At 43.2% G+C, this 12,309-nt stretch carries 11 protein-coding genes and 1 tRNA gene; 10 read left to right on the top strand and 2 right to left on the bottom strand.

Translation table 11 applies throughout. The annotated features are described in order from the left end of the window. Positions 1-52 precede the first annotated feature (52 nt). On the bottom strand, positions 53-250 hold the full coding sequence (locus tag WMO31_RS04735; protein WP_015523097.1) for a hypothetical protein: 198 nt from the start codon (positions 248-250) through the stop codon (positions 53-55). 383 nt (positions 251-633) lie between these two features. After that, positions 634-709 (bottom strand) — tRNA-Thr (locus WMO31_RS04730). Between the two features lie 446 nt (positions 710-1,155). Between WMO31_RS04730 and rimP the strand changes: the two genes are divergently transcribed. The 10 genes from rimP to WMO31_RS04680 all read left to right on the top strand — a co-directional run bounded on the left by rimP (position 1,156) and on the right by WMO31_RS04680 (position 12,175). Continuing rightward, complete coding sequence (rimP, locus tag WMO31_RS04725; protein WP_015523094.1) at positions 1,156-1,635, top strand: ribosome maturation factor RimP; 480 nt, start codon at positions 1,156-1,158, stop codon at positions 1,633-1,635. 85 nt (positions 1,636-1,720) lie between these two features. Then, the gene (gene nusA / locus WMO31_RS04720) at positions 1,721-2,881 is read left to right on the top strand and encodes a transcription termination factor NusA (protein ID WP_117950402.1); all 1,161 of its coding nucleotides are present in this window, start codon (positions 1,721-1,723) and stop codon (positions 2,879-2,881) included. Positions 2,882-2,905: 24 nt separating this feature from the next. After that, entirely contained in the window at positions 2,906-3,214 is a 309-nt protein-coding gene (rnpM, locus tag WMO31_RS04715; RefSeq protein WP_021883811.1) for an RNase P modulator RnpM, read from the top strand. Positions 3,215-3,229: 15 nt separating this feature from the next. Beyond that, complete coding sequence (locus WMO31_RS04710; RefSeq protein ID WP_015523091.1) at positions 3,230-3,562, top strand: L7Ae/L30e/S12e/Gadd45 family ribosomal protein; 333 nt, start codon at positions 3,230-3,232, stop codon at positions 3,560-3,562. Continuing rightward, positions 3,549-5,912: a translation initiation factor IF-2 gene (infB, locus tag WMO31_RS04705; protein WP_367999306.1), complete on the top strand. Its 2,364-nt coding sequence runs from the start codon at positions 3,549-3,551 to the stop codon at positions 5,910-5,912. The genes WMO31_RS04710 and infB overlap by 14 nt, the downstream gene beginning before the upstream one ends. A gap of 263 nt (positions 5,913-6,175) precedes the next feature. Beyond that, the gene (gene rbfA / locus WMO31_RS04700; protein WP_015523089.1) at positions 6,176-6,553 is read left to right on the top strand and encodes a 30S ribosome-binding factor RbfA; all 378 of its coding nucleotides are present in this window, start codon (positions 6,176-6,178) and stop codon (positions 6,551-6,553) included. Then, on the top strand, positions 6,537-7,478 hold the full coding sequence (locus tag WMO31_RS04695) for a DHH family phosphoesterase (RefSeq protein ID WP_117950400.1): 942 nt from the start codon (positions 6,537-6,539) through the stop codon (positions 7,476-7,478). Before rbfA ends, WMO31_RS04695 begins: the two co-directional genes overlap by 17 nt. Further along, complete coding sequence (truB, locus tag WMO31_RS04690; RefSeq protein ID WP_195230050.1) at positions 7,475-8,389, top strand: tRNA pseudouridine(55) synthase TruB; 915 nt, start codon at positions 7,475-7,477, stop codon at positions 8,387-8,389. The genes WMO31_RS04695 and truB overlap by 4 nt, the downstream gene beginning before the upstream one ends. A 466-nt stretch (positions 8,390-8,855) precedes the next feature. Then, a complete protein-coding gene (locus WMO31_RS04685; RefSeq protein ID WP_195230049.1) occupies positions 8,856-9,527 on the top strand; it encodes an ABC transporter ATP-binding protein in 672 nt (223 codons plus the stop codon). A gap of 2 nt (positions 9,528-9,529) precedes the next feature. After that, positions 9,530-12,175: an ABC transporter permease gene (locus tag WMO31_RS04680; RefSeq protein ID WP_367999305.1), complete on the top strand. Its 2,646-nt coding sequence runs from the start codon at positions 9,530-9,532 to the stop codon at positions 12,173-12,175. Positions 12,176-12,309: the final 134 nt, after the last annotated feature.

Below are 12,309 nucleotides of genomic sequence, written 5' to 3'. Positions count from 1 at the left end.
TCAACTAAAACAAAACAAGACAAGCCCATATTTCAGAGCTTGCCTTGTGGAATTACTCACCGTCACGCTGTATTGTTTCATTAATAGCACGATTAACAAAGCCGTTCACGCTTTCGCCGTTCTTTTCTGCGTGGGCTTTGATAATGTCCTTTCGACCTTTCGGCACAGCAACATTGATACGGTCATATGCTTTAGCGTTATATCGGTTGTTTGCCTCAATTCTCGCCCTGCTGTTCTTATTTTCTGCCATTTCTTCACCGCCTGACCGTTAAAAATCTATTGACTTCAAATTGTTGTTGTTGTATAATATAGTTGCAAAGGAACGACTTTAGCTGTTTCGCTTGCAACCTTGCAACTAGATTAAATTTTTCAACTTAACCGTCTTGTGCTGCTACACAGGGCGGTTATTTCTTTATATTCTTAATGACTTCATTAAAAGCCACGAAAACAATTGCAAGAGTGCATACCTCGCTTGTTGTTTGCGGTGCAAATTCTGAACGCTCATCAACGCTACGCCCTAAAAACGCTTTACTAAAGCGTTTTCTAAACGGGCTTTCGAATCCCGTTATTCCCGTTATCTTAATCTGAAACAACAATAAAAAGGTATCAGTCTTTTTAACCAATACCCTTTTATGGAGCTGATAACGGGATTCGAACCCGTGACCTCGTCCTTACCAAGGACGCACTCTGCCTACTGAGCTATATCAGCATATTTAATTGTAAGGTTGCAACCTTTATAATGTTAATCTCACAAAATTTCGGACATTAACAGCCAAATCATTGATATAAAAAACAGTAAAAATCCAACAATAACAAAATCAAAATTAATTTTACTTTTTTTACACGGTCGCAAAACCACGGTGATTATATCACAAAAACATCGTGATGTAAAGTGTCCACGAAATATAATAACACATTTGCACGGTGATTTCAAATGTTTTTTTAAACTTTTTTGTAAAAAATACGAAAAGATTTGAAAAACACTTGATTATAAGCCGTTTTGGTGCTATAATTTTCTTGTAAATAATGAAAGCTAAAGGAGTGGGCAACAAACCCGCTCCTTATTTATTAGTTTTCACTTTGTTCCTCGGTGCGGTTTATCTGTCTGCAATATTTCGTACAGGGTATTTTTGCAGACAGGAAGGCAGTGAATTTATGGCAAAAAGCAAAGGCGGTGTAACCGTATCAAAAGTATGGGAGCTTTGTCAGCCGATTGTTGAAGGCTTCGGACTTTCACTTTGGGATGTGCGTTATGTTAAGGAAGGTGCAGACCGTTTTCTGCGTGTTTACATTGACAAGCCCGAAGGCATTGACATTAACGATTGCGAAAATGTTTCCCGTGCAATCAACGGCCCTCTTGATGAGCTTGATCCGATTGAGGAGGCGTACTGTCTTGAGGTCTGCTCTCCCGGAATTGAGCGTGAACTTATCCGTGACGAACATTTTATGCAGTTCATCGGTGCGGATATTATGGTTAAGATGCTCCGCCCCATTGACGGCATAGGCAGAGAATTTAAAGGGGTTTTAAAGGATTATTCCGACGGTAAGGTCACAATTGAGGATCACAGCGGTGAGAATGAAATCACAATCAGCAAAAAGGACGCCGCATGGATTAAGCTTGACGATTTTGATTAAAAATTGCAGTTTGAACACTACGGATACACATAACAGCATAACAATTTGTATATAACCGAAAAATAAGAAAAGGATGATTTGGAAAATGACTAACAAAGATTTATTTGAGGCATTGAGAACATTTGAAAAGGAAAAGGGCATTCCTATGGACTATATGCTTCAAAACATTGAAAAGGCAATTTCCGTTGCCTGCAAGAACTACTACGGCGGTAATGAAAATGTTGTATTCAAGGTTGATCCGGAAAAGAACAGCTTTGACGCAAAGCTTGTCAAAACAGTAGTTGACGAGGTTTTTGATCCTAACTTTGAGGTTACTGTTGAGGAGGCTCAGCAGATTAACAAGAGAAAGAAATTTATTGTCGGCGATGAGATTGAAGTTCCGATTGATCCCAAGCACCTCGGTTGGACATCTGTTTCTTCTGCAAGAAATGTTATCCGTCAGGGCATTCGTCAGGGCGAAAAAGGTCAGACTCTTATCGAGTTTCAGAGCAAGCTCGGTGAAATTGTTACTGCAACCGTTGAAAGAATTGATCCTAAGTCGGGCGTTGCAACAATCAAAATTGGCAAGAGCGAAGCTACTCTGCCAAAAAGCGAACAGCTCGGTCATGACGACCTTAAAGAAGGCGACCACATTAAGGTTTATATTGCAGATGTCAAAGACAACGAAAGAGGTCCTCACGCAATCATTTCAAGAACACACCCCGGTCTTGTAAAGCGTTTGTTTGAACAGGAAGTTCCTGAAATCTATGACGGCGTTGTTGAAATAAAGTCAATCTCCCGTGAGGCAGGCAGCCGTACAAAAATGGCTGTTTACAGCTCAAATCCCGATGTTGACGCAATCGGTTCATGTATCGGTAACAAGGGCGCTCGTGTAAACAAGATTGTTGAAGAACTCGGCGGTGAAAAAATCGACATCGTGCTTTACAGCGATGATCCCGAAAAGTACATTTCGGCGGCTCTCTCTCCTGCAAGCGTTTGCAAGGTTGAAATTACAGATGAAGAAACAAAGAGCTGCCGTGCAACCGTTCCCGACGGTCAGCTTTCACTTGCTATCGGCAACAAAGGACAGAATGCCCGTCTTGCCGCAAGACTTACAGGCTGGAGAATTGACATCCGTCCCGAAAGCGGTTTCTACGGCGAAGATGATGACGATGAACCAAAGGCAGAAGAAAAGTCCGAAGATGTTCTCGACCTTGACGAAAGCACAGAAGGCGAAACAGTTGTTTCGGATGAAACAGAGGAATAATCAGATTAAACAGAGAGGGATTTTATGAAGCAAAGAAAAATGCCGTTGCGTAAATGTACGGGTTGCGGAGAGATGAAAGAAAAGCGTGAGCTTATCCGTGTTGTCAAAGCACCCGACACCAAAGATGAAAACGGTGAAATCATTGCAAAAGGCGAAATTTCGCTTGACCTCACAGGTCGTAAGGCAGGCAGAGGCGCATATGTGTGCAGAAATCTTGCCTGCTTTGAAAAGGCTCGCAAGGCACGCCGCTTTGAACGCTCGTTAAGCTGTAAAATCCCTGATGAAGTATATGAGCAGATGCAAAGTGAACTTGCCGCAGCAGACAGCGAGTAGGCGAAAGGATTTTTTATGAACGACAGGATTTTGTCGCTGCTTGGCATTTGCAAGAGGGCAGGCAAGCTGATTACAGGTGCCGACACGACGATTGACTCAATACGAAAAAGCAAGGCAAAGCTTGTTATTTTTGCAAATGATTTTTCAAAGAGCAGTAAGAAAAGCGTGCAAACAGCCGCTGATGAATGCAATGTGAAAACATTGACAATGAACCGAAGCAAAGAGGAAATCGGATTTGCTCTCGGAAAAATCTGCGGAGTTATGACAACCGAAGACAAAGGCTTTGCAGATAAGCTTGAACAGCTTATTGAAAACGAATCGGGAGGAGAATTGTATGATAAAATATAAGGTAAAGGACGCAGCAGCAGATCTCGGAGTTTCAAACAAGGAAATTATTGAGATTCTCGAAAAATATTGCGGTGTTACAAAGAAAACAATGACAACACTCGAGGAAAGCGAACTCGATGTGATTTTTGATGTAATCACAAAGAAGAACAAGGTTGAAAACTTTGACGAATACTTTGCGGCACGCAACAACAAGCTTGACAACGAAAGCAAGCCACAGCAGGAAGATAAGCCCGCAAAGCAGAATGCAAAGGCTGACAATCAGAAGAAAAAGACCGATAAAAACGACAAAAAGCCTAACAACAAGGATGCAAAGCCTGCATCAAAACAGGAAAAGGTTGAAGTTACTCAGGAAAAGAGCGTTGAGGAGTCTGCTCCCCGCAAGCGCAGAGTAATTGACACCCGTGCAACAAATGTTGATGTTGAGCGTTACAACCAGAAGTATGATGACCTTGCAAGCGACAGCTCAAAGGGCAGAAGCACAGACAACATTGTTAAAAAGCAGAAATTCACAAACCGTACCCAGCGTCAAAAGGGCAGACGACAGAAGCGTGAAACAGAGCAGGAGCGTCTGAACCGTATTGCTCTTGAGCGTAAGCAGAAACCGATTACAGTTCAGATTCCTGATGAAATCGTAGTTTCGGAGCTTGCTCTCAGACTTAAGGCTACCGTTGCCGAGGTTGTTAAAAAGGCATTCCTTATGGGTACAATGGTAACAGCAACAGATACAATCGACTTTGACACAGCGTCACTTATCGCCATGGAATTCCACGCAAAGGTTGAAAAAGAGGTTGTTGTTACAATCGAAGAACAGATTATTGATGACAGCGAGGACGATGAGGCAAATCTCGTTGAGAGAGCTCCGGTTGTTGTTGTTATGGGTCATGTTGACCACGGTAAAACTTCAATTCTCGACGCTATCCGTCACGCAAATGTAACAGCAGGCGAGGCGGGCGGTATCACACAGCATATCGGTGCTTACAGAGTTATGGTAAATGGCAAGCCTGTTACATTCCTCGACACACCCGGACATGAGGCATTCACAACAATGCGTGCAAGAGGTGCTCAGGTTACTGATATCGCAATCCTCGTTGTAGCCGCCGATGACGGTATCATGCCGCAGACAGTTGAGGCTATCCACCATGCAAAAGCCGCAGGTGTATCTGTTATTGTTGCCATCAACAAAATGGATAAGGTCGGCGCAAATCCCGAAAATGTTAAACAGCAGCTCACAGAGTATGAGCTTATTCCGGAGGAGTGGGGCGGCGATACACCGTGTATTCCTGTTTCCGCAAAGACAAAGGAAGGTCTTGACGATCTTCTTGAAATGGTTACTCTTGTTGCAGAGATGAAAGAACTCAAGGCTAACCCCGACAGAGCCGCAAAGGGTACTGTTATCGAGGCAAGACTTGACAAGGGCAGAGGTCCTATCGCAACCGTACTCGTTCAGAACGGTACACTTCACAAGGGCGATACAATCATCGCAGGCACTTGCGTCGGTCGTGTAAGAGTTATGACAAACGATAAGGGCGAAAGAGTTACCGAGGCAGGTCCTTCTGTTCCTGTTGAAATCACAGGTCTTGACGAAGTTCCGGTTGGCGGCGATATCTTTGACGCAGTCTCCGACGAGCGTCTTGCAAGAACTCTTGTTGACCAGAGAAAGGCCGCTAAGAAGGAAGAAATCTTCAACGCACAGACTAAGGTTACTCTTGACAATCTCTTTGACCAGATGAAACTCGGTGAAATCAAGGAACTTCAGATTATCGTTAAAGCCGATGTACAGGGTTCTGCCGAGGCTGTTAAGCAGTCACTTGAAAAGCTTTCAAATGACGAGGTAAGAGTAAATGTAATTCACAGCGCAGTAGGTGCAATCAACGAGTCCGATGTAATGCTTGCAGAGGCATCTAACGCAATTATCGTAGGATTCAATGTTCGTCCGGATGCGGTTGCCGCAGAAAATGCAGAGCGTTCGGGCGTTGATATGCGTCTTTACAGCATTATCTACGATTGTATAAACGAAATCGAATCTGCTATGAAGGGTATGCTTGCTCCTAAGACAAGAGAAGTTGTTCTCGGTATGGCTGAGTGCCGTAATGTTATCAAGATTAAGTCAGTCGGCACAATCGCAGGTTCATATGTTAAGAGCGGTAAGATTCAGCGTGGCGCAAGCGTAAGAGTTATCCGTGACGGTATCGTTATTGCAGATGACGCAATTGCATCTCTCCAGAGATTCAAGGACGCTGTCAAGGAAGTTAGCGAAGGCTACGAATGCGGTATCGGTCTTGAAAGATTCAACGACCTCAAAGAGGGCGATATGTTCGAGGTTTATACAATCGAAGAATACAGGGACTAACTTGCAAAGCAAATCAGTCGGTGAATTCCGCTGTGACGGATGAAATCGTCCTGCGGTCGGTTGTTTGTCAAATCAAAAACGGCACAAATTTACCGTTATTTTGCAGGGGGCGGTCATTGGGCGCCCGCAGGTAACGGCAGAAATTTTCAGTTTAAATAAATACTGTATAGTTCAAGTCAGTAGCTGTAAAATAACAAAATATTTCATCAAAGCGGGCGGCCGATGACCGCCCCTACGGAAATAAGACAAAAGGATGTGATAGCATGGGAAGCCATAGAATTGAAAGAACAACAGAGGACATCAAAAGAGAGCTTACTGCTATTTTCAGAGAATTAAAAGACCCACGGGTTCAGCAGGCGTTTATCTCTATCGTAAGAGTTGAGGTTACAAATGACCTTTCATACTGCACGGTACAGATCAGCGCAATTGAAGGTCTTGACAGAGCCAAAGAGGCTGTCAAGGGCTTAAAGTCTGCCTCTGGCTTTATCAGACGAGAGCTTGGACACAGACTCCATCTTCGTCATGTTCCCGAACTCATTTTCCACGCAACAGACAGCATAGAATACAGCGCAAACATCAGCCGTATTCTCAACAGCCTTGACATTAAGGAAGACGAGGAAGAAAATGATGAATCTGTATGAGGTTGCCCGTTTTCTTGAGGCACACGATAATTATGATATTCTGACTCACGCTTATCCTGACGGTGACACCCTCGGCAGCGGATTTGCACTCTGCCTTGCGCTCCGCCAAATCGGCAAAAAAGCAAGAGTTATCACAACAGGTGTTCCGTCAAAGTTTACCTATCTTCAGAAGAACATAGAGGAAGATTATTTTACAACCGAAACGGTTGTCAGCGTTGATGTTGCGGCTGACAGCCTTCTCGGTTCAAATATGGGCAAATATATCGGCAAGGTTGATTTGTGCATTGACCACCACGGTTCAAACACATTTACCGCTAAGGAAAAGTTTGTTGACAAATATGCGGCGGCAAACTGCGAAATTCTCTACAAGCTGTTCCTCAGAATGCACATCAACTTTACAAAGGACATTGCAGACTGCCTCTACACAGGCATTTCAACCGACACCGGCTGTTTCAGATACACAAACACAACCGCTGAAACCATGCGTGTTGCCGCAAGTCTTATGGACTTTGGCTGTAACACCGCATACATAAACAAGGCGATGTTTGAAACAAAGTCGAAAAACAAAATTCAGCTTGAAAGAGCCGTTTATGAGTCAATGACCTATTGTGCAGACGGCAGGTGCGCAATAATTTACACAACGCTTGATATGCTCAAAAAGCTCAACACGGGTGATGACGAAATGGAGGGACTTGCCTCTATTCCCCGTCAGATTGAGGGTGTTCTCATCGGAATCACAATGCGTGAAAAAGAGGGCGGATTCTTCAAGATTTCCGTTCGTACAAACAATAATATCAATGCCTCGGATTTCTGTTCGCAGTTCGGAGGCGGCGGTCATCCTGCGGCGGCAGGCTGCTCAATTGAGGGCGACCTTGAAACCGTAAAGACAACGCTTGAAAAAGCTGCGGAGAAGTTTTTATCATGAGCAATCTTAACGGTGTACTGCTGATTGACAAGCCGAAGGAATTCACCTCGTTTGATGTTATTGCCGTTGTTCGCAGACTGACAGGACAAAAAAAGCTCGGTCACACGGGAACACTTGATCCGAACGCAACGGGCGTTCTGCCTGTTTTGCTCGGAACTGCAACGAAAACGCAGGATTTGATTCTCAATCATGACAAGTCATACACGGCAGAATTTCAGCTTGGCAAAACCACCGACACCCTCGACATCTGGGGTACGGTGACGGGAGAATGCGAGTCTTCGGTTACAGAGGAGCAGCTTCGCAGAGTAATTCCTGAATTCACGGGCGAAATTGAGCAGATTCCGCCGATGTACTCTGCCGTGCAAAAGAACGGTCAAAGGCTTTATGACCTTGCAAGACAGGGAATTGAAGTTGAGCGTGAGAGCCGAAAGGTTACTGTCTATTCTCTTTCGCTTGCAAATTTTGACGAAAAAGCACAGACAGGCACGCTTGAAATTTCCTGTTCAAAGGGTACTTATGTACGCACGATAATTGATGACATAGGCAGGGTTCTCGGTGTCGGTGCGGTTATGACGGCACTTTGCAGAACCTCGGCTTGCGGATTTTCGCTTGACGAGTGCATAACGCTTGACGAGCTGAAAAGCATCTGCGAAAACGGAAATGTTGAAGAAAAACTGCGTTCCGTTGAAAGTCTGTTTATGAGTTTAGGCTATCTTGCCGTATCGCCTGCGCAGGCAAAACGATTTGCAAACGGCGGTGCGTTGAGTGCCGACAGAACATATCTTGCCAAGTCGGGGTACGAGAACGGTCAGCTTTTCAGAATGAAAACCCATGATGGTGATTTTTTAGGCATAGGCATTGCCGACAAGCCGAATAATCTCATCAAAATATATTTTCAAAACTGCAGGTAGCGTGTCGCTACGCCCAATTCGTGAAGACAGTTTGCGATAGTTCAAGCATTATCGCCCGAGCGTTGCTTTTAAATTGAAAGTTGAAAATTGAAAATGAAAAAATGCGGTTGATGGTGAGCCACCGCACTCAATTCGAGAAGATAGTTAGATAAAGAAATTGCATTGATGCCCGATACAGCATTGATGCATTTTTTGTTTATATGAAAGTTATTGCACTACTTTCATCATATCAAAACATATGTGTATAAACATAACATTCCATCAAAGCGGGCGTCCGATGAACGCCCCTACAGATGAACAGAAAAATTGATAGTTAATCATTTCGTGTTTGCACACGATACGATTGGCGAACACGGTTCTCCGCTACATTATTTTGTGCAATAAAACAATTTGTTTGCAGGATTCACTTTACAGTCATTTTGCGTCACTATAATATGGGTGTAAAATGAATTTGGAGGTATATTTTATGGAAATTCTGAAAGTTGAAAAGCTTACAAAAACCTACGGAAGCGGTGAAAACCTTGTCCATGCGGTTGACGATGTTTCGTTCTCGGTTGAAAAGGGCGAATTTGTTGCCATTGTCGGTGCAAGCGGCAGCGGCAAGTCAACTCTTCTTCATCTCATCGGCGGTGTTGACCGTCCCACAAGCGGAAAAATTTTTGTTGACGGCAACGATATAAGCAAAATGAATGATGACAAGCTTGCCGTATTTCGCCGCAGACAGGTGGGCATTGTCTACCAGTTCTACAATCTTATCCCGATTCTGACTGTTGAAGAAAACATCACGCTCCCCTGTGACCTTGACGGCAGAGGTGTTGACAGAGAACGACTTGAGATGATTCTTGATTCGTTCGGACTGCGTGCAAGAAGAAAACACCTTCCAAACCAGCTTTCGGGCGGTCAGCAACAAAGAACATCTATTGCCAGAGCGCTCATTAACAATCCGTCTCTTGTGCTTGCCGATGAACCGACAGGCAACCTTGATTCAAAGTCAAGCGACGAGGTTATGAGTATGCTCAAAATGTGCAATCAGAGTTACGGACAGACTGTTATAATGATTACGCACAACCTTGACATTGCAAAACAGGCAGACAGAATCATAACAATCAGCGACGGCAAAATTGTTGAGGAGGTTTGATTATGAAACTTCTCAACAAGCTTACTCTTAAAAACCTGCGACTTAACAAGGTGCGTACAATTGTTACAATCGTGGGAATTATGCTCTCGGCGGCACTCATCACGGTAGTTTCGGGAATGGCACTCAGCGGACGACAGACTATGATTGACGGTCAAAAAACCTGGTCGGGCAATTATGATGTTGCACTTGATATTATCGACACCGCAAAAATTGATAAAATCCGACAGAACCGCAATGTTGAAAATGCCTTTTATAAAGAAAGGCTCGGATATGCCAGGACAAAAAATGCTGACGGCGAAATCTGCGATTACAGCGTTCTTGCCATGAGCGAAAATACCTACGGCAACTGTTTTAAGATAGACCTTATAAAGGGCAAGTTCCCCACAAATTCGGGTGAGGCTGTTGTTACAAAATCGTTTAAAACACAGGACGGAAAAGATGTGAAAATCGGCGACAAAATCACACTTGATGTCGGTGTGCTTACCGACAAGGACGGCAATGTCCTTGATGAGGAAGGCATTCATAATTTGTTGCAAAAAGATTTTAATAAGTGCAGCATTATTGACACGGTAAAAAGAACCTATACCGTAACGGGTATTATTGAAAGACCGAAAACGAGCGAACTCTATGATCCGTCAAATCTTTCTATGATATATACCGTGTCTGATGAAAAAGCACCTATCGAGGCAATCAGAACAAAGCATATGAATAAGCTGTATATCGCCTATACTCCTCAGAGCGAAGGCAATTATCTTCAAAATACAGCGGATATTTTAGGCTTTAAAGCTGATGATATGAGTAATGTAATCAGCGATGAAATTTCACCCGAAGATCAGCAGACCTCTGGAATAAATGCATACGAATTCAATTCCATACTCCTCAGTATGAAAGGCTACGGTTCAAATGACGCAACAAATACTGTGATTTTCAGCCTTGCCGTTATTATCATTATTATAGTAATGCTTGCAAGCGTGTTTGTAATCCGCAACAGCTTTGCAATTTCAATTACAGAGAAAACGAGTATGTACGGTATGCTTGCGTCGGTCGGTGCAACCAAAAGGCAAATCCGCAGGAATGTGCTTTTTGAGGGATTTATTCTCGGCTTAATCGGTATTCCTCTCGGCATACTTCTCGGACTCGGTGTAAACGCAATTCTTATTACAATACTCAACAGCGTTCTCGGGGATATGCTGAACGGAGCAAAATTTGTCTTTGTAACTCCGACAATTCCGATTATTTGTGCAATTGTTCTTTCGGCTGTTACTATATTCTGTTCATCATTCTTCATTGCACTTCGTGCGTCAAGAATTCCGCCCCTTGTTGCAATCAGAGGCAACAAGGATATCAAGGTGAAGAACAACAAATCCTACCGCACCTCGAAACTTACAAAAAAGCTTTTCGGTGTAGGCGGTGAAATCGCCTCAAAGAGCCTTAAACGCAGTAGGAAAAAGTATCGCACAACGGTTATCTCAATTGTAGTCAGCGTTGCAATGTTCATTGCAGTTTCGGCATTTATGGACTACGGAATGACATATACAGAGCATTACTACGGCAAAACAGACTACAGCTATATGGTTTCCGGAATTGATACAAAGCAGGCTCAGACAATTGAAAAAATGCCTGAAATTGATAATTATCTGACAGTCGGTTTACAGTACGGTCATGTGTCGGCAGATGTGCCTGTTAACGAATGCGGAGAAAATTTCCTTTATGACAATGCTGACGGTACAAAGTCATTCAGCGTGGAATTTCTTGAGTTTGAACACGATACATTTGTTAAGATTTGCAGGGAATTGGAACTTGACTACAACAAGGTCAAGGGCGGTGTACTTGTGTATTCTCAGGTAACCCCCGATAACAGTGAGAGTGGCAACTCTTCAAAGCCAATGAAACTGTTCGGCAAAACCGCTCCGACAAAGTTTATCGTTTACGGAAATGATGATAACGGAAATGAGCTGATAGCAGGCAAATTAAAGGTTTCGTCAGTGTTTGATGAAATTCCAAAGTCGGCTGATTCTGTAATCGGCGAAGGAACAATTTTCGGTCAGGGATTGATAATCGGTGAACAGGGTGTAATCTCACCTCAGCTTGGCGAACACGAATGCTATATTACCCTCTACGCCAATACATCGAACCACACTTCGCTTACAAACCGCATTGAGTCTATGGAAGGTGCGGACGACAGCATTTACATTTTTGACTATGAAGAAAACGTAAGACAGTTCAATGCCATTATGCTGATTGTCGGGATATTTGTTTACGGTTTCATCGGTGTTATCTCGCTTATCGGACTTACAAACATTTTCAACACAATTTCAACCAATATGCAGTTGAGGAGCAAGGAATTTGCATCGCTTAAATCTATCGGTATGACAAAGAAAGAATTTAACCGTATGATTCGCCTCGAAAGCCTTATGTACGGCATAAAATCTTTGCTTATCGGTATTCCTCTCGGCGTTCTCGGTGTATTTGCAATCTTCTCGGCATTTTCAAAAGGAAGCGTTCCAATAAGCTTTGTATTCCCATGGAAAGCGATTTTGATTAGTATTGCGGCTGTATTTATTGTGGTATGGCTGATTATGAAATACTCAATTTCAAAGGTTAATAAACAAAATATTATTGAAACAATCAGAAATGACAATATCTGAGCGTCATATTCAGCCAACAGACTGTATTTTGTTGAAATTTGTTGACAATAGTTTTACACTCTGTTATAATGTAGTTGTAACAACAGATACCACAATATTTTGTATGTTTTCATTGCTGACGGGCGGATTATTGA

Origin of the sequence: Ruminococcoides intestinale (genome assembly GCF_040095935.1) — a bacterium.
Lineage (GTDB): Bacteria > Bacillota > Clostridia > Oscillospirales > Acutalibacteraceae > Ruminococcoides > Ruminococcoides intestinale.
Note: the sequence above shows the minus strand (reverse complement) of the source record. Positions and strands in the feature narration are given on the sequence as shown.